Origin of the sequence: Paenibacillus whitsoniae (assembly GCF_003955665.1) — a bacterium.
GTDB lineage: Bacteria > Bacillota > Bacilli > Paenibacillales > NBRC-103111 > Paenibacillus_E > Paenibacillus_E whitsoniae.
This window is the reverse complement of sequence record NZ_RXHU01000015.1, coordinates 281,009-304,816: the sequence shown is the minus strand read 5'-3', so window position 1 is coordinate 304,816 and position 23,808 is coordinate 281,009. Positions and strand designations below refer to the sequence as shown.

13 protein-coding genes are annotated in these 23,808 nt (G+C 53.5%); 9 read left to right on the top strand and 4 right to left on the bottom strand.

Going from position 1 to position 23,808, the window contains the following annotated elements:
• Positions 1–146: 146 nt before the first annotated feature.
• A complete protein-coding gene (locus tag EJQ19_RS05895; RefSeq protein ID WP_164716344.1) occupies positions 147–2,483 on the bottom strand; it encodes a helix-turn-helix domain-containing protein in 2,337 nt (778 codons plus the stop codon).
• 273 nt (positions 2,484–2,756) lie between these two features.
• On the opposite strand from EJQ19_RS05895, the gene EJQ19_RS05890 reads away from it, so the two are divergent.
• From EJQ19_RS05890 to EJQ19_RS05870, 5 genes are all read left to right on the top strand, one after another.
• Positions 2,757–4,346 (top strand): extracellular solute-binding protein, encoded by a 1,590-nt coding sequence (locus EJQ19_RS05890; RefSeq protein ID WP_126140261.1) that lies wholly within the window; start codon positions 2,757–2,759, stop codon positions 4,344–4,346.
• A gap of 27 nt (positions 4,347–4,373) precedes the next feature.
• A complete protein-coding gene (locus EJQ19_RS05885; protein ID WP_241242748.1) occupies positions 4,374–5,348 on the top strand; it encodes an ABC transporter permease in 975 nt (324 codons plus the stop codon).
• Positions 5,342–6,196, top strand: coding sequence for a carbohydrate ABC transporter permease (locus EJQ19_RS05880; RefSeq protein WP_126140260.1), 855 nt, complete (start codon positions 5,342–5,344; stop codon positions 6,194–6,196). Before EJQ19_RS05885 ends, EJQ19_RS05880 begins: the two co-directional genes overlap by 7 nt.
• Positions 6,197–6,314: 118 nt before the next feature.
• Positions 6,315–10,775, top strand: coding sequence for an OmpL47-type beta-barrel domain-containing protein (locus EJQ19_RS05875; RefSeq protein ID WP_164716343.1), 4,461 nt, complete (start codon positions 6,315–6,317; stop codon positions 10,773–10,775).
• A 149-nt stretch (positions 10,776–10,924) separates the two neighbouring features.
• Positions 10,925–13,270 carry a helix-turn-helix domain-containing protein gene (locus EJQ19_RS05870; protein ID WP_126140258.1) on the top strand — a complete coding sequence of 782 codons (2,346 nt, stop codon included), beginning with the start codon at positions 10,925–10,927 and terminating at the stop codon, positions 13,268–13,270.
• Here the strand turns inward: EJQ19_RS05870 and EJQ19_RS05865 are convergent.
• The 3 genes from EJQ19_RS05865 to EJQ19_RS05855 are packed head-to-tail and all read right to left on the bottom strand — an operon-like array spanning position 13,267 to position 16,794.
• The gene (locus EJQ19_RS05865) at positions 13,267–14,886 is read right to left on the bottom strand and encodes an extracellular solute-binding protein (protein WP_126140257.1); all 1,620 of its coding nucleotides are present in this window, start codon (positions 14,884–14,886) and stop codon (positions 13,267–13,269) included. The two genes, EJQ19_RS05870 and EJQ19_RS05865, sit on opposite strands and share 4 nt — an antisense overlap.
• A gap of 36 nt (positions 14,887–14,922) precedes the next feature.
• Positions 14,923–15,813, bottom strand: coding sequence for a carbohydrate ABC transporter permease (locus tag EJQ19_RS05860; protein WP_126140256.1), 891 nt, complete (start codon positions 15,811–15,813; stop codon positions 14,923–14,925).
• Between the two features lie 18 nt (positions 15,814–15,831).
• Positions 15,832–16,794, bottom strand: a complete 963-nt coding sequence (locus tag EJQ19_RS05855) for an ABC transporter permease (protein WP_206438368.1) — start codon at positions 16,792–16,794, stop codon at positions 15,832–15,834.
• Between the two features lie 400 nt (positions 16,795–17,194).
• Between EJQ19_RS05855 and EJQ19_RS05850 the strand changes: the two genes are divergently transcribed.
• The 4 genes from EJQ19_RS05850 to EJQ19_RS05835 are packed head-to-tail and all read left to right on the top strand — an operon-like array spanning position 17,195 to position 23,774.
• Positions 17,195–20,797, top strand: a complete 3,603-nt coding sequence (locus EJQ19_RS05850) for a fibronectin type III domain-containing protein (RefSeq protein ID WP_126140255.1) — start codon at positions 17,195–17,197, stop codon at positions 20,795–20,797.
• 23 nt (positions 20,798–20,820) lie between these two features.
• Positions 20,821–21,570 carry a glucosamine-6-phosphate deaminase gene (locus EJQ19_RS05845; protein ID WP_126140254.1) on the top strand — a complete coding sequence of 250 codons (750 nt, stop codon included), beginning with the start codon at positions 20,821–20,823 and terminating at the stop codon, positions 21,568–21,570.
• A gap of 30 nt (positions 21,571–21,600) precedes the next feature.
• The gene (locus tag EJQ19_RS05840; protein WP_126140253.1) at positions 21,601–22,602 is read left to right on the top strand and encodes a Gfo/Idh/MocA family protein; all 1,002 of its coding nucleotides are present in this window, start codon (positions 21,601–21,603) and stop codon (positions 22,600–22,602) included.
• Positions 22,599–23,774 carry an N-acetylglucosamine-6-phosphate deacetylase gene (locus tag EJQ19_RS05835; RefSeq protein WP_126140252.1) on the top strand — a complete coding sequence of 392 codons (1,176 nt, stop codon included), beginning with the start codon at positions 22,599–22,601 and terminating at the stop codon, positions 23,772–23,774. Before EJQ19_RS05840 ends, EJQ19_RS05835 begins: the two co-directional genes overlap by 4 nt.
• Positions 23,775–23,808 lie beyond the last annotated feature (34 nt).

The window sequence follows — 23,808 nt, the reverse complement described above, 5'->3', positions numbered from 1 at the left end:
CCTTTTAAATCATGTTCTTCATACCTCGCAGGCACCGATGCACGGTCTCCACTGGCTTAGATAAAATTATCGAGTTTCCCAAAGCCCATCGCTACAAGCGGTGGGCTTTTCGGTAGGGGTCAAAAATTTATTCGACGGCCCGTTATTCATTTGGCAATCGAATCCGCATGCACCTGCCGGTATTCCGTGGGCGTCATGCCGTAATATTTCTTAAAGTTGCGCAGGAAGCTTGAGAAGTTGCTGAAGCCGGTTTGCAGCGCAATCTCGTTGAGCTTGAGAGAGGTTTCGAGCAGCAGTTCACTAGCGGCCTTCATGCGTACCTCGATCAGATAGTCGATGAAATTCATCGTCGTGTGTTCTTTAAACAGCTTGCTTAAGTAATTGGGGGAGATGCCGAACAGATCCGCCATGTAATTAACCGAGATGTCACTGTTTACATAATGAACCGTCAAATAGGCTTGGATGGCCTCAATGAGATCGTTCGTCTTCTTGCGGGTGCTCCGCTTTTCGATCATTGCCGTGATCAGCCCGTTCAACTGCCCGCCGAGCACGGCCTGCATCTCCTGCATCGTTTCACAATGCTGAAACCGATCAAGAACGGTGTCCTTATCCTCTTGAAATCTCTCGTCCAGACTCGAATCCGCCGCGATCCGAAGCGCCTTGAGCAGCACTTGAAGACAGAGCTGCACCATCATATCCTTGGTTAAATTCGTGGCTGCCACGTTGTCGAACAGGGCATCCAGCTTCAGGTTCGTCCGACCGGCATCCGCCTGCTTGACGGCCTCGAGCACCCCATCCACCGTCTCGAACACCTCCGTCATTTTGCCGCTATCCCACGAACCAGCTTGCTCCGAGGTGATGATTGCATTCGGGCCGGTCAAAATTTTATAAGCAACAAAAGCCGCCGATTCCAGGTATGACGTTCGAATGTCCTGAAAACCGGGATAAGGGGAGCCTACCCCGATGCTGATTGTTTTTTTGAACAGCTGCTCGGTATTGGTTCTCAATCTTTCCGCAAAGATCAGCGCCAATCCCGCATTATCGGCGGGACGGTCACAGGCGAAGCTCAGCAGGATGACAGCTTGATAATCATTGATTTGAACGGCGGCCCCTTTCACGGCATCCCCGTCATGGAGGGACCCGATCGATTCCTCGGCAACGTTGCACAATGCGTAGAGATACAGCTGCAAATCGCCGGAGCTCTGCACCGACCTGTGATCGAATTCGGCGGTGAGCGCAATATAGTTAGCTGGGTGCAGGGCGATCCCGACATGTTTCAGAAGAGGCTCGGCTGTTTCGAATTTCGTCCGTTTGCCTGTGAGCATCTCGAACATGATCTGCAGCTTCAAGGCGGGAAGACTCTCGTGAAGCCGTCTCTCCGCATCCGAATAGCCTATGAACACTTGCTGGATTCTATTCTGAAGGTCGCTGTATGAAAACGATGACGCGGTTCGATGATTCCCGGGGCCAGGGTGGCTGCGGCTGACAAGATCATCCAGTCTCGTGATGAAATTCTCGATAGGCACGAACCACTGCTTATTGACGAACCGGGTTACCGCGATCGCCAGCATCGCAAGCAGGCAGGCAGCGCCGATGAGGATATTGCGGATGATGTAGGACAACGTGCCGAGCTGCTGCCGGGACACGACATAGATCAGCGTCCAGCCGGTATAAGACGAATGGTTGTAGAACACCAGATTGCGTCCGTGATCGGTGTTATCGATGACATAGCCCTGCCCTTGCTGGGCCAATATTTTCTCGCTGTAGCTCTTGTCGCGTATGCTCTGATGAATGAGCGCCGGATCCTTATGAGACATAATGGTTCCGTTCCTGTCCACAAGGAAAACATTGTAGCTGTCGTTGAATTGCAGATCCTCGAACATCCGGGAGATGCTTCTTTCGTTGATACGGGTAACTGCGATTCCTTTGCTGTCAGCGGCTCCGGCCGTGAACGGGTAATAGCGAACCATCAGAAAGTCGCTCCCGATCGGTCCCCCATCGGTCCCGGTGGGCAGGGCTGTCCATTTGTCGAATTTGGCAGTGGTGCCACTGAACAATTGGACCCAGCTCATCTGGGGCGCATCCTTGACGCTATAATAATCGGCAGGAGTGACGAGCTTCCCGCTGTTCTTGGCATAGAGCATGACGGATTTCATGTTGAAATTGGCTCCGAGAATGCTGCCGAGCCTGTCCTGCAAGGCGGAGATGCCCATCAGGGACTGCGGCGAGTTCGAAGCGGGACTGTCGAAGAATGACAGGCTTTCGCTGCCCCGAAGAAAGGTTAGCATCGTCAGATCGATTTCCTGCAGCATGCTGTCGACCCGCTTGCCGATCTGGCTGAGCACGTTCAGGTTGGAGCTGATCACCTGGCTCTCCAGGTGGCGGATATAGCTAATATAGGAAATGGCGACAGTTGACAAAATGATGGTTACAATTAAAGCGATATTGATGAGTTGGAGCTTAACGGATATTTTTCTATTCAACCCACATGCACTCCCCCGAATCCTACTCCAAAGCTCTTCTATTATATAGTCGGCCGAATGGGGGAGTCGAGTGTCACATTCCGTCATGGACTTGCGTTTTCTACAAAAACGCGGCGAATAGCAGCAAATCGAACCTGATCGTAGATTGTGCCACTTTCGTTGTCCGCGATCGATCGGCTATAGTTGCCTTGTGATTGGGGACGAAGGCCGATTGCAGTATGGCTCTTCGCCATCTATTCCGAACATAACACGAAGTAACGGGAGGTCAAACAAATGAAAGGTATCAAGGCAAAAAAAACCGGGATGGGCTTGCTGGCGCTTGTGCTTTGCGGAACGGCCGTTTTATCCGCCTGCAGCGAGCAATCGGAGCCATCTAAGGCGGGGGAAAGCTCACCGGCTGTAAGCGGGGACAAATATGCATCGCTCCCTAAAGAGATTTCCGGGTCGATCTATGACAGGGGGCAGGTGGCCACCGGCGAAGGTACGTATGAAGACAACCGCTGGACCAAGTACATCAATGACAATTCGGGCGTCAAGGTGAAGTGGGTGCCGATCCCCCGAAATCAGGAAGCGGACAAATTCAATGTGCTGATCGCTTCCGGGCAGGCGCCTGATATGCTGACCACGTTCAACCATGACTTCATCGTCCGCTGGGCGAATGAGGGTGCGATTCAGCCGCTTGACGGGTATATCGAGAAGTACAGCACGAGCTATAAAAAATATTTGAAGGAGCATCCGGAGCTGAAGCCTTATTTGACGCTGGATGACGGCAAGATGTATGCCATCGCCAGTATGAGGCCTACGCGCGCCAACACGGCCATCTTCATTCGGCAGGACTGGCTCGATAAGTTGGGATTATCCATGCCCAAATCGGTGGACGACCTGATTGCCGTTGCCAAGGCGTTCCGCGACAAAGATCCCGACGGGAATCAGGCCAACGATACGATTCCGCTGGCGATGTCCACGTCCTACAACGCAATTACGGACGACTGGTTTATGGCGCGCAGCGCGGAATGGTTTGTTGAGAACGGCAAGACCGTGCAAAGTTTCTTCATCGACAGGTACAAGGATGCGCTTAATTTCCGCCAGCTTGCCTACAAGGAGAATCTAGTCGACAAGGAGTTCGCCACCGACAAGGAGTTTTCCCGCCAGAAGCAGCTGTGGACGACCGGGAGATCCGGCATTTTTTTCAGCAACATCAACATGGATAATACCTTCAACGACTTGAAGAAAAACAATCCGAACGCGAAGATTGCGGTTGTGCCTCCGCTTTCTACCAAGTACGGAACGAACGGTTATCAGCTTGAGGTGCCTAATCATCTTTTGACAGCCTTCAATAAAGATATGAAAAACCCGAAGGCGGCGATCGAGTTCGTCGATTGGATGCTGGACAACGGCTGGAAGCCGCTGACTTATGGAACCGAGGGGGTTCACTATAAGCTGGAGAACCAGATTCCGGTCACGACCGATTCCGACAAGTGGAAGAAAGAGGTCAGCTACGCAGGGGAATACAGAGTCGTCCAGCAGGAGCAAATGACGCCGCAATCGCTGATTACGCAAGCGGGAACCGATCCGGTCGGCCTGGAATTCGCCAAGCTCAAGGGAGACATCATCAACTATTCGAATACCGTCAAGTTCCGTAAGGATATTCCTTACGTCCCGTCCGTTGCGGAGTATTCGGCGATCTCTGGGCAATTCGAAGCCAAATGGAAAGAGATCATTACCCGAATGGCCATGACGGATAGCATGACCGCCGATACAGCCGTCACAGAAATTCGCAAAGCCTGGGACAGCCTCGGAGGAGATGGCGTAACGGCTAAGGTTCAGGCCTGGTACGACGCTAACAAAGACAAGCTGAAGTAATTCGGCCAGGAGAGTGGGGAGATCAAAATGGAGAAGACAATGGAGCGCCGTACGGTTCCCGGTGCAGTCCCTGCCGCAGCCGGCCCCATGCGAGGGAGCGGCATTCTGCTAAAGACTTTGTACCGCGACCGGGTGCTCTACCTCTTTTTGTTGCCGGCCATGCTGTACTTTCTTTTGTTCAAGTTCGTTACGTTATACGGAGAGGTTATCGCGTTTAAGGATTTTCGCCTGATCGCGGGGATTTGGGGGAGCGAATGGGTCGGGCTGGCGCACTTTCGGACGCTGTTCGCTAGTCACGACTTCTGGATCGTGCTGCGCAATACGCTGCTGCTCAACCTGTATAATCTCGTGTTCGCATTCCCTGCGCCGATTGTGCTCGCCCTGCTCCTCAATGAGGTGCGGGTGAATTGGTACAAGCGCATGATCCAAAATATGCTGTATTTGCCGTTTTTTATATCATGGGTCGTGCTTGGGGGCATTATCGTTTCCTTGCTGTCGCCCTCGACAGGCGTGGTCAACGTCGTGATCCGGTCGTTCGGGCTGGAGCCGATCTATTTCATGACCAGACCCGAATGGTGGCCGGTTGCCTTCAGCGCCTCCACCGTCTGGCAAAGCGCGGGGTGGGGGACGATCATCTATATTGCAGCCATCTCCGCCATCGATCCGGGACTATACGAAGCGGCGAAGATGGACGGGGCGAGCAAGCTGCGTCAAATCTGGCACATCACGATTCCCGGCATTCGGGGCACGATCGCGGTCCTTCTGGTTCTGCAGATGGGCAAGGTCATGGACGTCGGTTTCGAGCATGTGTACAATCTGCAGAACCCGGCTGTATTCAGTGTGGCGGACGTGATCAGCACCTATGTGTATCGAACCGGGCTCCAGAACGCGCAATACAGCATGGCCACGGCCGTCGGGTTGTTTCAGGGGGTTATTGGATTAATCCTGGTGGTGCTTGTGAACAAAATCGTGAAGAAGCTGGGAGAGGGCGGCTTATGGTAAAAAGACTTGCATACGCGCCTCTGTACGCGTTCCTGGCGATGTGCGCGTTCGTCACGTTGTTTCCGTTTCTCAATGTGATATCCATGTCGTTCAGCAGCAGCAGGGCGATCATCTCCGGGGAGGTAAAGCTGATCCCGGTGGAATTTAATGTGCTTGCCTACAAACAGCTGCTGCTCGACGGGCAATTGCTGAAGGCGATGGGGAATACGGTCGTCATCACCGTCATCGGAACTGCTCTCCAGATGCTCGCGACGACCCTCGCAGCCTACGCGCTGTCCAAAAAAAGGCTGAAAGGCAGGCGTCTGTTTACCTACATCGTGCTGTTTGGCATGCTGTTCGGCACAGGCTTGATTCCTTTGTTCTTGCTGGTCAAACAGCTGCATCTGCTCAACACGTTCTGGGCAATTTGGCTGCCCGGGCTGGTCAGTGCTTACAATTTGTTCGTCATGAAATCGTTCTTCGAAGGCTTGCCGACAGAGCTGGAGGAGTCGGCGACAATGGACGGAGCGGGCGATCTTACCGTGTTTGCGAAGCTGGTTCTGCCCTTATCCAAGGGGATTCTGGCTGCCATCTCCCTGTTCTATGCGGTAGCGCTGTGGAACACCTACTCGAGCGCATTATACTTTATTACCAAATCCCAGCTTCTGCCCGTTACGGTCAAGCTGTACCAGATGCTGCAGACGCCGATCGACTCCTTGCTTGGCGGCACGGACCCTTCCCAGTACATCCAACCGGAGGGGCTTAAAGCGGCGGCGATCGTGATCACGGTAGGCCCGATTCTGTGTGTGTACCCATTTCTGCAAAAATATTTCGTCAAGGGGGTGCTGCTGGGTTCCGTGAAGGGCTAACGCAGGACGAAGTGGCCATAGGAGAACCGAGCGGGCGAGAAACCGTCCGCTCGTCGCTCCTGTCGGCTGAGAACAAAAACGCCATTCATATATGGCGACCATTAGGGAGGTTGAAGCAATGGGAAAGGCGTCATCAAGGAAGGCATGGAAAGTTGGCTGCAGTCTGGCGCTTGCATGGCTGCTCGGCGTCGGAGGAGTCGTTCAATCGACTGCCTACGGGATGGATTTGAAAGCGCTATCAGAAGTGGTGGCATCCGCATCTGTCACGGATGCCACCTATCAATCCGTTACTCCGGTCATCACACCATGGGATTCGTTCCAGACTACCTTTGGCGGACATACCGCCATACCTGTCATTCACGCGGGAAATATCGCGATTGACGGGACATTGAATGAGTGGGGGTCCTATTCGGGGCTGCATCTGCCGGCGGCATCTGGGCAAGTCGTCATGAGCGGATGGACCGGAGAGGCCGATGTGTCCGCTGATGTTTATTTGGCGTACGATGATGATTTCTTTTATTGGGCGGCTCGGGTGAAGGATAATGTGCACACCCCCGTTGCCGACAGCACGATGTGGCGAGGGGATAGCATCCAGTTCGCCTTCAGTCCCGGCGGGATCTACGGGCCCGAATACGGGATCAACTACATGGATGGCACGGCCCATCTATGGCAGTTCAGCGAAGGGCAGGCCGTAGCCGGCAAGGATCAGATAACGGCGGCCGCGTCGCAGCAGGGGAATGAAACGGTCTACGAGGTTAAAATGCCGTGGACGACGATATCGACAGGAAAGCCGGCAAACGGCGTTCTTCCTTTCACGCTGCTGATCAACGACAATGACGGTGCAGGCCGGAAGGGGTGGATCGAGTGGACGCCGGGCATCGGGAAGGCAAAAAGTCCAGACGATCACGCCCGCCTGCAGCTTATTCCGACTGCTGAGCCATGGAGCTTCTGGGTGGAAGGTCCGGGCAAGACCGATACCATGATTGCAAACGATTACAAATTGTACGCAGTGAACTGGAAGAACACGCCCCAGACACTGGAACTGGCCTCGGAGGTACTCGGCGTTCGGCAGCAGGTCGTCATCCCCGGTCAGTCTGCTGCGGAGCTGACCTTGCCCTTTACGGCGACGGAGGCGAAGACGTATCAGCTTGATTTTACGATGGCGGATGCCGTGTCCGGCCAAACGAAGCAACAGAGCTTCCAAGTGGAAGCCAATTTGAGCGCGCAAGCGGTTGGCGCGATCCTGGACAGCGTGAATGCGAAGCTTCCGCAGCTGGAGCAACTGCTCCTGCAGAATGAAGCGCAGGGGTTGTCAACCGATTATGAACGGGTCAACTACACGGTCATTAAGGACTTTGTCCAGTACGGCAAGGACGATATTGCCAATGGCAGGCTAAGCCGGGCCCAATATGTAGCCTTTGAACTGGAGCGTTTGTATGACGAGGCGGAGGCTAAGCTGCAGAGCTATTTGAGCGGGGCGCAGGTGCCTCAAGCCGCTCCGCGATATGTCACCGGAAAGTCCGATATTTCCGGCTATTCCTTCCTGGGGAATACCAACGTGAGAAGCACCGGAGCGACGGAGCGGCGGCCGATTTTCTATACGGGCTACGGCCACTTCAATCAGGTCAGGAGCGATATTCCGAAGTTTCAGGACCTCGGCGCCAACATCATACAGATTGAGATTGGTCCCCGCGACGTGATCGTTGACAATAAGGATTTCGTGAATCAATACGAGGTCGGCCGTTCGGGCGGCGTCACGGCATCGGTGAATCCGGTTAGCGGCGACAGCCATTCGGGCGACTACTCGCTGCGGATTGCGAACAGCAGTCCGTTCCAATCCAACGTTTATGTGAATGTAGGCCAGACTATTCCGGTAGAGCCCAATACGACTTACACCTTTAAAGTATGGGTCAAAGGCGAGAACGCCAAAAATGTCTGGTTTCCCGGAGGAGCGGGATGGAAGCAGCGCAAATCATTCCCAAGCGGAACTTACAATTGGACAGAAGTCTCTTACACGTACACGACTGGAGCGGCCGAAACCTCTTACCGGTTGACGGTTCTTTCCGAGAATGCAGGGACGGTTTGGATCGACGATCTATCCGTCGTCAAGGCAGGGAGCACGGTCAATCTCGTGCAGAATCCCGGTTTTGAAGAGCTGGGAGGCTATTCGGAAAATAAACCGTACATCGTATCGACGAAAAAAATCGACTCGGATATCCGGCAGGTGCTTCAGCGCGCCGCAGATAATGATATTGCCGTCAACCTGCTTTTGTCACCGCACTATTTTCCTGCGTGGGCCTTGGATAAATGGCCAGAGCTGAAAACGACGAATAGCGGTGGCATCAAATTCTCGATGATGCAGCCAATAGCTCGAAGCATCATCGAAGACTATCTGAGGACGCTGATTCCGCTGATAAAAACGTATCCTTCGCTGCACAGCGTCACGCTAAGCAACGAGCCGACCTATCAAGCCAATCAGGATCCCTATGCTGTTGGCGCGTGGCAGGATTACTTGAGCAGTATCTATAACGGGGATATCCAGTCGTTAAACGTGGTGTACAACAAAAATTACAGTTCGTTCGCCGATGTCACGATGCCAGCGCAAATTACGGCCACCCCGGCAGCTTACGACTACGTGCTGTTCAATCAGGACTATTTCGCCCGTTGGCATGAATGGATGGCCGGCATTATTCATGAACTTGCTCCGGAGCTGCCTGTGCATGCGAAGATCATGGGCGATCCGCAAGGCAGCCTGTCCTGGGGAATCGACGTGGAACGGTTCTCCGGTTTGAGCCAGATCAACGGCAACGATAACTGGAACTATATTAATGAAGGACCCAAAGGGTTTATGGAAGAGCTCAGCTTCTACGATCTTCAGACTTCTTTCAAGCAAGCGCCGGTGTTCAATTCCGAGCATCATGTCATTGCAGACGGGGACAAATCGTACATTCCGGAGCAGGCCGACCATGTCCGTTCCGATCTGTGGCAGAGCTCCATTCACGGCGAGAGCGCCACTACGTATTGGATCTGGGAACGCACATACGACGCGGCATCAAGCCGGGAAGGCAGCATTCTTCACCGTCCGGATGTGGTTGCCGATATTGGCCGCACCAATCTTGACCTGAACCGGCTGGCGAAGGAAGTAACCGCCCTGCAGAATGAAAAGCCGCAAGTTGCCATTCTGTACTCGCTGGCATCGGGCGTGTTTACAAGCGATTATGCCAAGGTCAGCTTGCGGGCTTATGAGGCCTTGTCCTACAGCGGGCGGAAAGCCGGCTACGTCTCGGAACGGCAGATCGCAAGCGGCGGCTTGAACGATTACAAGCTGCTGATCGTTCCGAATGCGGTTCGCGCAGATGCGGCTACGCTGCAAGGCATTCGGCAGTTCCAGGAACAGGGAGGGAAGGTACTTGTGATTGGCTCCGGAACGCTGAAGTATAGTCCTCATGGCGAATTGTTATCCACCGCAGACCGAGACTATATTTTTGCTCATGCGGTTACCATCGCCTCAACCGACCGGACGGCCGAACAGATCCGTGTGGAACTGCTTCCTCTCTTGGAGAACGTCGATCCCGGCCGTATCGGACTGGTCGATCCGGTAACCCGGCAGCCTGTTTATGGGGTAGAATGGCGAAGCGTCGATTACGACGGGGCGCCCTTAGTGAACGCAGTCAATTATGGTGCATCTTCGATTACGGTATCAGCGGAACGGGACGGCATCCCGCTGACCGGATTTACGAACCTGATCACGGGGGAGACTTTCACGGGAACGAGCTTCGAGCTGCAGCCCCTGACGCCGTATCTCCTGCAACTGCGGGATACGGAGCCCCCTGTCACAACGGCAGCTGTGCATCCGGGGCAGCCGGACGGGGCGAATGGGTGGTACGTCCATCCGGTAACACTTGAATTATTGGCGGAGGACCGGCAGTCCGGTATCTTGGGAAGCGAATATCGCTTGAACGGGGAAGGCGGCTGGCATTCGTATTCGGGACCGATCACGATCGATCAGGACGGCAGCTACGCCGTCAGCATCCGATCGACAGATCGGGCCGGCAATGCGGAGATGCCCAAGACGGTTGCCGTCAATCTGGATCAAACGGCGCCGTCGATTACGGTTACTTTGCCGAACGGTAACGGGGCTTACGACGGCTCGGGGGAGTTGACGCCACTGATCGAGGTGAACGATAACTTATCCGGGGCGGAAGGCAGCGCGACTACCGTGACGGTGGACACATATGCATACGCAGTAGGAACGGCAATCCCGCTCTATACGTTGTCGCCCGGCATGCATACGCTTGTTGTGTCAGCCTCAGAAAAGGCCGGCAACCAGGCGAGCACCACGATCCATTTCGAGACGGTGACCGGCCTTCCGACCCTCATGGCAATGGTGAACCGATTCGCCGGGAGCAAGGAGATTGATCAGCCCGGAATCGCCAACAGCCTGCAAGCCAAATTGAGAAACGGCAAGGTAAAGCCGTTTATTCAGGAAGTGGAGGCACAGCTCGGGAAGCATATCTCCGACGCGGCTGCGAGCTTCCTGCTCAGGGACGCCCGATACCTGCTAGCCCGATTGGAATAAAGGAAGGCAGCCCACTCTCAGTGAGAGTGGGCTGTTTTGTTGCTCTAGCGTGGATAGGTTTTGGTTCATTTGCTCATTTTTTTTTCGCAATGGTTTTTCTAATGTGTTAAAATAACCCGATAATACTTCATATCGCTGAGGTGGTTCGGATGCTCTTGCGTGGGAAGTTCAGTACAAACCATGTGTTCAAACGGTTTATGATCTCCTTCTTATTCATGTTGATCATTCCAATTGTGTTGTCCAGCTTTACCTACTACGAGGCGGTTCAAATCGTTGAGACGCAGTCCCGCGAAGCCAAGCTGTACGTCCTGGAACAAGCACGGGATTTGCTCGACAAACAGTGGACGGATATGGATGAAGCGGCGATTAAACTGTCTTACGATTCACGCTTGATGGGGCTGTTTTATTTGCGTAAGCCGCTCGGCAACTCGCCGGAGCTCTTCGACATCTGGAACTATTATAAAGATTTTCATTCGTCAGCTATAACTGGAAGCGCATTCACGAATACCTTTTTCGTTGTGTTGAAAAATAGCGACCTTGTATTCTCCAAAGTCCAAATGACCGACTCGTCAAAGACGTTTTATGAAGACGAATTTCATTACGAGGGCATGTCGTACGAGGAGTGGCACGCCCTGCTGTTCGATAAGCCGCACTTGCGCGACATGCTCCCTTCACGGAACGTAAGGGTGAGCGGAAAAGAGACATCAGGCATCACCTACATGACCTCCCTGCCGCTTGGCACGAATCAGGAGATCCAAGCCGTGGTCGTATTCGCGATGGAGGACAAGGATATTATGAAGCTTGTCGGCATCGACGGAACCGAAGGAACAGATGAGACGGCAGGTCAGACATTTGCCATTTTGGATGATAAGGGTGAAATCGTTACGGCAAGTGCGGACATTCCGATTCCGGCGAAAATTCGCAGCGCGACCGAGCAGCACGGCTATATACATGCGACCATCGAGGGAGAAGATCATCTCTTTGTCTACACCCGGTCGGCTTACAACAACTTGACCTACGTGGTGTCTTTGCCGATTGAACAAGTGATGGGCAAGGTCAATTACATCCGCACGATTGCCCTGTCTGTCGCCGCAGCGACGCTCGTTGTTGGCACGATCATTTCCTTGTGGATGGCCAATAGACACTCTAAGCCGTGGAAAGATATTGTCAAGGTCCTCAAAGCGTTCTGGGGCAACGACCAGCCCGGCAGCAAGCAGGAACAGACCGAGAGGGCGAATGAGGTCGATTATTTACAGACGAGCATTACCCGGTTAATCGATAACAATCAATCGTTGCAACAAATGCTGCAGCGACAGGCAGAGACGCTCAAAAACGTGTTCATCGAGCGTCTGTTCAAGGGCGAGTTTGAAGACCGCGCGCAAATGCATGCGATGCTAGTGCATGCGGGTCTTCAGATGCACGGGAACGGCTTTGTCATCGCGGTACTCCATATCTACAAACATAACGAAACGCTCAGTGCAGAGAGCTTGGAAGAATTGAACATCCTTCGGGCCGTGATAGAGGGAATCATTCGTGATCACCTTCAGGAGAGAGGCTACATTCACACGATGCATGAGAATGAACTCGCCGTTTTGATTCGATCTGATACGGTGGAAAAGAAGGCGTTTGTTGGCGACTTGGACGACCTGTTTCTCCAAATTAACCGGGACATCAAGGAACGGTATGTGATCGTACCTATGATTGGCATCGGCAGCATCTATGAGGATCTGCTCGATGTGCACTATTCATACCAGGAAGCGAAGCTGGCCGTCACGGACAGCCATGCGGCGGACAGCGGCAAGTCGGCGATCGGGTGGTATGCCCGAATGGCCAAAGAGCAGACGGGCTATTATTACCCGACGGAAGTGGAGATCCGCCTCATGAATGTCATTAAGGCGGGGAATGCCACGGAGCTTGCTCACATTTTGCAGCATCTGTACAACGAGAACTTCTTGACCCGGACGTTGTCCGCCGGCATGAAGCAGCATCTGTTCAGCGAACTGCAGGCGACGGAGCTTAAGTTGAAGGAGGAGATGGGTCATCACGTTCTCGTCGAGGAGACAGACGCGGATCTCGGGCTGAACCTCTCAGGCGCCGAGCCGAGCCTGCGAGAAATCTTTCTCCAATTCCACCACCTCTGCAGCTCGAACGAGAGAAACAAGAAAAGCAGAAACACGCACCTCCTGGACAAAATCGTGGCGTATATCAACGATCATTTTCAGGATCCGAACATCAGCTTATATGCGATTGCTTCTCATTTTAATTTATCGGAATCGTACTTGTCGCAGTTTTTCAAAGAACAATCCGGTGAAACGTTCAGCTCGTACCTGGAACAGCTCCGCATTTCGCTTGCCTGCCGATTGATTGCAGAAGGCTCGTTGTCCATTGACAATATCGCGGTGCAGGCAGGTTACAATAGCACGCATTCGTTCCGCCGAGCGTTCAAAAGGACGATGGGCGTATCCCCATCGTCCTATAAGGACATGCAGAGTTAACTGTTATTCGCTTTGTTGTAAGCATCCGTCCGCAGCTTCACGACTTCCGGCAGACCGGCTTTGTTCGCAGCGTCCATGAATTTTTTCCAATCCCCATCATTGGACGGGTCGAGTGCACCCATAATGAATTTCAGCCAGTACTCGTCGCGCACCCCGTTCAGTGTCGTTTCAAGGCCAACCAGTTTCTTTCGGTCCGCATCGCTTAATTGAAGGATCGGCTCGATGGGTCCGTAGTAATTCGGCTTGGACGGGATAACCGTGCTCATCTCCAGCTTTGCTTTGTTAAAGGTTTGGTCAAACGTTTTGTAAGGTGTAATAAACCCGCCTAATCCGATTACCCCGATATTGATACCGTAGTTCGCCAGCTTATCGCCCTGCGCCTGGGTTGGCGTGCTCATGGTCGGCAAGAACGTAGGGACGCCGTCCTTCTTCTCGTACGTAACCCCTTCCTTCCCATACGTGTACCAGAGCTGGCCTTCCTCCGAGACGGCCCAGTTCAAGTAGTCAAGGAGACGGTCCACCTTCTCCTGGCTTATGCCTTTCTTGATCGCCGGTCCCCAGAACGAATAATACGATTCTTTCTTGTAAATCGTCTTGTTCGGGTCGCTGCTCGGATGATCGTAATTGTCGACCCACGCCCATTTGGCGTCGGGAGCGGCAGCCTTTTGCTGTCCGTCCATAAAGGAAGGATCATTGATCGTCTGCGCGATGACGTGATTGCCTTGCGCGATCAGTTTGTTGGTCTGGTCGGCGGTAGCTGTAGCGAAATCTTTCATGAGCAGGCCGTTTTTATACATTTTGTTCAGGAATACAAGAATATTGCGGCTTTGGTCGGTTGCAAGCGGGTAAGCATAGAACTGTTTGGTAGCCGGATCCACGTAGGAGTTCCAGGTGAGCAGCAGGTCAGGAAAACCGAACATTTGGAAGAACGTGCTGACGGCCCACAGCGGCGATGACGAGTTTCCTGGCACTACGAAAGGAATGAGCCCCGTTTTGTCCTTGATCGTCTTGAGCGTGTTGATCATTTCATCCGGCGTTTTCGGGAATTTCAGACCGTATTTATCAAAAAGATCCTTGCGGTATTGCCATGCCGTCTGCACCGGGATCGTCCGCTTATTCGGCAGGAAGTACAGCTTGCCATCGGAGAAACGCGTCGATTTGAGCACGGTATCCCATTCTTCGTTGCTCCAAATTTTCAGGTAATTCGGCAGCTTTTGCTTGATCTCGTCCAGTTCAAACGGGCGCAGGTAGCCCGCTGACATCCATTCGATCGATTTCCATTGATCGCGGGAGTAAGGGATGAACTCGGGTCCGTCTCCCGTGGAGAACAGCAGAGTCGTCTTGGTCGCCCAGTCGTTGCGGCTGTAGTCCTCAGCCTTGAACACAAGGTTGAATTTCTCTTTCAACATTTTCGCTTCCAATTCATCCTTAACCGTTGAGGCATCCAATATCGCTCTGGACACGGTAATCGTCAGTTCCTTGTCGTATTTGCCGGTTGATGAGGAAGATGCGGCAGTTGGCGATGCTGACGACGTGTCGGTGCCCTTGGAACAGCCGACGACCAGTGTGAGAGGCAGGATGATGGCTACCACAAGTGTAAACGGTTTCTTTAACATGTGTAATTCCCCCTTGGTTTCATAATCTTCGCAAGCTCAACCCTTCAACGAACCAATCATGACGCCTTTGACAAAATATTTCTGAATGAATGGATACAGGATCATCATGGGGCCGATGGACACGAACAGCGTTGCGTATTTGATCGACGTTACGTCCGTAGAAGCCATCTCGCTGGCCGATGCTTCACCCGCCTTGATGGATTGCATGAGCAGTTCCGAGCGGATGATGATCTGTCGCAAAACCATCTGCAGCGGGTATTTATCGGTATCTTTCAAATATAGCAACGAGGAGAACCAGGCGTTCCAATAGTTCACGGCATAGAAGAGGCCAATGGTAACCAATGCCGCCATCGATAAAGGCAGTGTAATACGTATGAAAATGACAAGATCGTTGGCTCCGTCCAAGTAAGCGGATTCATTCAGTTCTTCAGGAACCGCTTGGAAGTAAGACCGCATGATGATCAGGTAATACGTAGATACGGCCGTTGGCAGGACGATGGCCCAGAGTGTGTTGTAGAGTCCCAAGTTTTTTACGAGTATAAAATTGGTAATCATGCCGCCGTTAAAATACATCGTGATCAGCACGAACATCATGTAGAATCGGCGCAGCGTCAGTTTTTTTCGCGAAATGGCGTAAGCGAGCGAGGTCGTGAGCAGCATGCTTATCGCGGTGCCGAGCGTCGTATAGACGACCGAATTCAAGAAAGAATGGGGGACGGTTTTGGCTTCCCAGATGAGACGATATGCTTTTAGTGTAACATCCACCGGGAAAATCGTCACTTTGCCCAGATTATAAGCGGTCGGACTGCTGAGCGATGCGGATAATACATAGAGCACCGGGTAAATGGTCACGATCAGGATCACAATCATGACCGCGTGCACCACAATGTCCAACATTTTGGACGATAACGAATGATCTCGGATCATAGAATCACCTCCTTCGGTTTAGAATAAGCTGTTGTCGGTCGTCTTCTTCACGAACCAGTTGGCGCTCAGCAGCAGAAAAATGTTAATTACGGAGTTGAAAAATCCAACCGCCGTCGCGAAGCTGTATTCGCCGAACTCAAGCCCTCGACGGTACACAAACGTGCTGATCACATCCGATACTTCGTAGGTGACGGGAGACTGCATGAGCAGGACCTTGTCCGCGCCGAGCGACATCATTTTGCCGATCTGGAGCAGCAGCATGATCATAATTGTAGGCTGGATCGCCGGCAGGGTAATGTGCCAGATCATTTTCACGCGACTTGCCCCGTCCAGCGAGGCGGACTCATACATATCCGGGTTTACGTTCGTCAAGGCGGCGAGGTAGATGATCGCGCCCCACCCGAGCGTCGTCCAGATATCGGACAGAATGTACAACGGCCGGAACCATTCCGACAGCCCCATGAAATTGATCGGTTCCATACCGAAGACTTTGACGAGCAGCATATTGAACGGGCCGTCCTGGGGCGAGAGGAACATGAACAGCATCCCGACGATCGCCGGCAGCGAGATGAAATGCGGCAAATAGCTCACCGTCTGCACGAATCGCTTATAGAAACGGTTTCGTATCTCGTTCAGGAAGATGGCGAACAGGATCTGCAGCGGAAACACGAACAATAATTCGAGAAAGCTGAGCAGCAAGGTATTGCGGATGACCCGCCAAAAGTACATATGCTGGAAAAACGCCTTGAATTGATCGAAGCCGACCCAAGTGCTGCCCCACACCCCTTTCATCGGCTGAAAATCTTGAAACGCGATCAGGATGCCATACATCGGAACATAATTGAAAATCAGATAATACAGGACCCCCGGCAATGCCAATAAATGAAGATACTTCGAGCGCGCCCACCCTTTCTTGAACGCAGATGCCCAGCTGCTCCGTCTTTTCACCGGATCCTTGACAAGGGGCGCAACATGATTCACTTGCTTCAGCTCCTTTCATTTCGCATGATGATACGCTTTGAGCACGGGAGGCCGCCAAGGCGATTCCACCTGGTGGCGGAGCTTCCATCAGCGCTTACAGTCATCTTACAAAGCACCCTTCAAGCGCACAAGGTACATCTCATAAGCGAGGTACTCTTTCTTAGATTCCGTAAGGGAATGCGCGTTTTCTAAAAAAATGTACGGTCCCCGCAGCAGATGGAAGTGGTTTGTACGGGGGAACAGGGGTATGATCGACAAGAATGGGAGCGAATGGAGGCTCAATACGGAAAGAAAGCGATTGCAGCATGGCTCCTGAGGTTAAAAGGAGGTGGTTGGATGGAAGTTGGGGGAAAAGAATGAGCTAAGCTTCGGGATGGCTTAAAATTAGAGGAGGAACAAGATGAAGAAGAAGACGATTTCTTTACTGCTTACACTCCTGTTTGCGATGCAGCTGTTGCCCGCGTTACCGGCACAGGCTTCTTCGATTGGCATCAGCGATCTTACACTGAATAACCTGTGGTACGATTCCGTTACCTACGCCGTATATGACGACCTGCAAACCGGAAAGCCGATGTACGTCAACGATCCCTCTACGACGTTTTCCAACATCGGTCCTTATGCGGGGATGTCATTTATCCAAACGAGCGGCGGAACGGACCATAAGAACGAACCGACGAATCCCTTCCTTACGTTCGAGATTGACCAGGATGCCACGATTTATGTGGCCATGCACGCCGATAACGCTTCAACGGATCCATTCAACGCCGATTACTGGCTGACCCCGCAATACGGTTGGACGTATACGGGGAATACGATCGAAACCCAAATCAAGGATGCAGATGGCAACGTCACGGGGACGAACGTCTATCGCGTTTACTCCCGCACTTACAAGGCAGGGACCGTCGCCCTCGGTGGGAACCAAGCGACAGGGCATATCGGATTCGGCCGGATGTATTCGGTGTTGGTCGGTCCTGCGGTCGGCACGCCGCTGGATCCGCCTCCGCTGCCGCCAAGTGTAGTCCCCGGCACGATTCCCGCTTTTCCCGGAGCTGAGGGGGGCGGCAAGTTCGCCACAGGCGGACGCGGAACGGACGTGTACTACGTCACGAATTTGAACGATTCCGGCCCCGGCTCGTTCCGCGACGCGGTCAGCGAGAGCAACAGGACGATTCTGTTCAAGGTATCCGGGACGATCGAGCTGGAATCGATGCTGTACGTAACGGCCTCCAATTTGACCATTGCCGGGCAAAGCGCGCCTGGGGACGGCATTGCCTTTAAGAAGCATACCGTTGTATTCCAAGGCGATAACTTAATTGTTCGATATCTGCGTTTCCGTACAGGAGATGAAGCGGGCGTCGATATGGACGGCGTCACTGGGCGGCACCGTTCGCAGCTCATCTTCGACCATATCTCGGCGAGCTGGGGAAGCGATGAGTCGTTTTCTTTTTATCAGAACGTCGACTTCACACTGCAATACAGTACGATTGGCCCGACGATCGTAAAATCGAATGTGGAAGGCAAGGGGTTTCACGGTTACGGGGGCATCTGGGGCGGGGAGAATGCGACCTTCTACTACAACCTGCTCGCGCACAACGACAGTCGCAATCCCCGGTTTTCCGGCAAATCGATGGACGTCCGCAATAATGTGATTTACGACTGGGGCTATAAGAGCATGTACGGCCAGAACGACCGAGGCAACATGATTAACAATTACTACAAGGCCGGGATCAGTACCCAGGTGGAAGACCGGATGGCCGAGACGGATGTGGTTGATGCGAATCCGCCGTATAGCTCCCATATCGCACTTACCGGCAACAAGAGCGTCCGCCGGGACGGCAGCTTATCCGCCAGCAGCCATCCGAACAACTTTAGCGGCATCTACAAAAACCCGCAGCTGTTCGTCAGTACGCCGTTCACGATGCCGAACCCGTCCCCGCAGGACAGTCCTGACGTCGCTTACGAGAAGGTGTTGAATTACGCCGGCGCCAGCCTGAAGCGGGATGAAGTTGACAGCACACTCGTAAACGACGTTATTAACGGGACGGGGAGCGTCATCTATACGGCGAATAACGTATCGGCCGAAGATCAAGCGACCCTGGACGGCAAGCATGCAACGAAAGTGACGCTGCAATGGCCGGTGCTGCAAACGACTGAGGTACCTGCAGATACGGACGGCGACGGGATGCCGGATGTGTGGGAGCAGGAGCACGGATTGAATCCGAACAGCGCGTTCGACGGGAAAACGGATTTTACTGGCGACGGGTATACGAATTTGGAGAAATACCTGAACGAATTGACGATTGGCACCTTCCCCGAGGGCGTCGTTCCTGCAGTGCCGAAGGCTGTTGTTAGCGGGGCTCCTAGCGAGTTGCAAGCCAAGGCGTTGGATCGGGATTCGATCCGACTAGCATGGACGCCGGTGGCTGGAGCAGCCGGGTATCACGTCTACCGGGCGGCCAGCGTCAATGGTGCGTACACGAAGCTGACGACAACCGCGCTGACAGCTCCGGCATTCATCAACAACGGATTGGCTGCCGGGACGGAATATGCGTACAAAGTGACAGCTATTACCTCTAGCGGGGAATCTGCTTTATCGCTGCATGCAGCCGCCACGACGAAAGCGCCGCTTCAGCCGATCGCCGTCGATTTCAACGACGGAACGAACGGAGCGCCTTATTTCGCGCCGGCCGAATGGCCGACGGCCTGGACGGTATCGCCTATGCCGAGCTCTGCCGATAAGAGTCTCCGTGTCGCGCCTAATGCGATCGGGACATTCACGTACGATTTCACATCGACAGGCATGACCTCGCATCTTAAGTTCGATTACATGCGGGAGGCGAACTCTGATCTGGATAAACTCTTGTTCTATACGGGGACGAACTTTCTGGAGACAGTGTCAGATTCCGTCTACGGATTGCGCTATCGACTAGGGACGACGACCGAGTACCGCAATCTGATCCCAGGCTTCCAATTGAATACCTGGTATACAGTTGCGATCGATCTCGATTTCGTCGCCAATACGGTGACGTTCCGTACGGGGCCAAAGGACGAACCGCTGACCTTACGGGCGCAGGAATCGTATACGGGCGCAAGCTCCAAAATCAGCGCCATCCGCGTCTACAACCAGCGTTCGAGCGGTAATGTATACTTCGACAACGTGACATCTTGGAACGGGCCGACAGAACCGTCCGGCGTCATCGCCACCGCGCGAAGGAATGAAGTCGCGCTCAGCTGGAATGCGGTAAGCGGAGCCGACGCTTACGCGATCTACCGGGCAGAGAGCCTGGACGGACCGTACCGGAAGCTGGAGGTCGGAGCGATTACGGACACTTCCTACCGGAATAAGGGGCTGCTATCGGATACGACGTATTACTACAAGATCAGCGCCATCAACGCAGAGGGCGAATCACCAGCGTCGACTCCTGTGCAAGTGACCGTCGGCGGCCAGTCCTCGGACTTAATTGTCGATTTCAACGACGGTATAGTAGGCCAGCCGTATTCCGCCTATCCTACCGCTTGGCCGGCACCATGGCTGGTCGCAGCGGTGCCAAGCAGTGCGAACCGCAGCTTGAGCGTTCCGAACGGAGCGGCAAGCAACTTTGTCTATGACTTCATGGCCGAGGGGCCGACCGCGCATTTCAGCTTCGACTACATGCGGGAAGCGAATTTCAATGGCGACAAGATTCTGCTCTATACCGGCTCGAACTTCCTGGAGATTCAGACGGATACGGCGAACGGTCTGAAATACCGGCTGGGCACGAGCAGCACGTACCGCAATCTAATTCCGGGGTTCCAATTGAACACGTGGTATACGGTGACGATCGATTTGGATTTCACGACGAATACTGTAACATTCCGCACGGGAGCACAGAACGGCACGCTGACGCAGCAAGCCCAGGAATCGTATACGGCAGCGAGTCCCAAGATCAGTGCCTTCCGCGTCTACAACCAGCGGTCGGCGGGCAATGTGTATTTCGATAATTTCAATGTAACTAGAAATTAAGTCGTTCAAGGAGGCTATTCGATATGGAAGTAAAAGTGCTTAACACCTCGGATGAATTGGGGAAAATGGCGGCTGTACATGCGGCGGAAGTGCTGCGCACGGCGATCAAGGAGCGTGGCAGAGCCCGGCTTACGTTGTCCACGGGAGCATCGCAGCTCGATTTTTTCAAATATTTTGTGGAAGCGGATTTGGATTGGGGAAAGGTCGAGATGTTTCATCTGGATGAATACGTCGATTTGCCGGAGACGCATCCAGCCAGCTTCCGCAAATATTTGAAAGAGCGGTTCCTGGCCCATGTCGCTGTCGAGCGCTATGCATTCGTGAATGGCGAGGGCGATATTCGCCGCAATATCGAGGCATTGAACGCGCGGTTGACCGAAGCGCCGATCGACCTCGCCTTGATCGGCATTGGGGAAAATGCGCACGTCGCCTTTAACGATCCGCCGGCCGATTTCGATACCGAGGAGCCGTATCTGGTCGTTAATCTTGCCGAGTCCTGCAAACAGCAGCAGGTGGGCGAGGGATGGTTTCCTTCGAACGAAGATGTACCGAAGCAGGCAATTACGATGAGCATTCGGCAAATTTTGAAAAGCGCCGTCATTATATCCTGCGTACCGTATCGGGTGAAAGCGAACGCGATCAAGCTTACACTGGAGAATGAGTTGACGACTGATATTCCTTCCACGATTTTGAAAACCCATCCGCAGTGGACGCTTTATCTCGATCGGGAGTCCGCCTCGGCGGTGGATGCCGGACTATTAAATCAAGTATAAAAGCTGGGACCAACGCGGGAAGGTGAGCCAATGACATATAAAATAGCGGTCATAGGAGCCGGGCATAATGCCGAAGGCCATTTGAAGGCGATGCGTGAGCTGCGCGAGCGATTGAAGCCTGTTGCGGTAGCGGACATCCGGCTCGATCGGGCGGAGCTGCTGTCCGAAGCGGCCGGCATTGCGGCGTATACGGATTATCGCGAAATGGTGATGAGAGAGAAGCCGGATATCGTCGTTATTACGCTGCCGCATCATTTGCATAAGGAAGCGGCTATCTTTTGCGCTGAGGCGGGCTGTCATGTTCTTCTGGAGAAGCCAATGGCGCTGAACGTGCAGGAATGCAACGAGATCATGGATGCCGTACGGCACAGCAGCGTTCGACTGATGGTTGGCCATACCCAGCATTTCCTTGCGGAAAACTTGCTGGCGAAAAAGCTGATTAAAGACGAAAGCGAGCAATTAGGACAGCTAGTCATGATGAATGATACGCGCCACACCACGTATTACACGGCGGAACGCCCTGCTTGGTTCCTTGATAAGCAGCGTTCGGGAGGCGGCATCCTGTTTAATCTGGGCTCCCATTCCGTCGACCGGATCATGTGGTTCGGGAATGCCCCTATCGTAAAAGTCCGTGCTTCGATCAGTCATTACGGAGCAGTAGGGGACGTAGAGGGCAGCGGAGTGATCTTTCTTGAGAATGAGAGGGGCGTGCCTTCCACTATCGTACAGTCGGGGTATGGCGGCGTGCCGAGGAACGAGCTTGAGCTTGTTTTTACGAATGGCATGGTGAAAGTCGTTCCTGGCCAAGGCGTGTGGGTCAGCCGCAATGGCGTGTACGAGCAAATCCCGATTCCGCGCGTAGAGGCTCCCTTCGTTCTGCAGTTCCGTGAGCTGCTCGCAAGCATGGAAGAGGAGCGTGAACCCCAATGCTCGATGGGATATTCCAGAGAGGTTATTGCCGTTCTGGAAGGTATATACCGCTCGCATGAGCTGAAATCGGAGATGATTGTAAGGGAGGTGCATAGACGTTGAAATGGAAAGGCCGACTTGCGGATACGGGAACGTACGTTGAAATTACAGCGGAGGAGAGCGTTATTCGGTCTGTGACCGAAATCGGCGAACAAGAGAATGTTCCGTGGATCTCTCCCGGTTGGATCGATTTGCAAGTGAACGGCTTCGCCGGGTTTGATTTCAATGGGGAAGTGACAACGGCGGAGGACGTTATCGGTGTAACGAACGCTATGCTGGCAAGGGGAGTGACGACCTACCTCCCGACCGTAATAACCGGCAGCTCCAGGCGCATCAGTCAGGCACTAACCGCCATAGCGGAAGCTTGCGATTCATCGGAGATGGTCGGAGCCTGCGTCCCCGGCATACATCTGGAAGGACCCTATTTATCCGAAGAGGACGGTCCGCGCGGGGCCCATGACAAGGCGTATATCCGTAATCCCGATTGGACGGAATTTGCCGAATGGCAGGCGGCTTCGGGGAACCGGATCCGTCTCGTGACCATTGCGCCCGAACGGGATGGTGCTATTCCATTTATCGGCAAATTGGCCGAATCCGGTATTGTTGTCAGTTTAGGGCATACCCAGGCGACGACGGAGCAGATTGAAGCGGCTGTACAGGCAGGTGCGGTTCTCTCCACGCATTTGGGAAACGGTTCTCATCCCATGCTGCCGCGTCATCCGAACTATATGTGGGACCAACTGGCCAACGACGGACTGTGGGCAACTTTCATACCGGACGGCCATCATCTTGCTCCTAACGTATTAAAAGCCATGCTTCGGGCTAAACGCGAAAAAGCGATCTTCGTCAGCGACTGTGTAAAATTCGGCGGCATGCCTCCCGGGCGCTACGAGAGCAACATCGGCTCGGACGTCGAGCTGCATTCGAACGGCAGGCTGACGACGGCGGCAAATCCCGATATTTTGGCCGGTTCGGCACAATCTCTTGATTGGGGAATTGCGGCAGCGGTTCAACTGGCGGGGATAAGCCTCGGCGAGGCCATTGAAGCGTCAACCATCCGCCCCGCGACCGTGATGGGCTTTAGCAGGCTAGGCAGGCTGGCTGCAGGGATGGCCGCCAACCTGACATTGTTCGATTACCCGGCTTCCGGCGGAAAGCTGCATGTTCGAGAAACGGTGCTAAACGGAAAGACGGTTTATCTTGATTCTAGGCGTAATCATCATATAGATGGCTAAGATGAAGTCCTATTCGTGTTTATTTTAAAAAAAC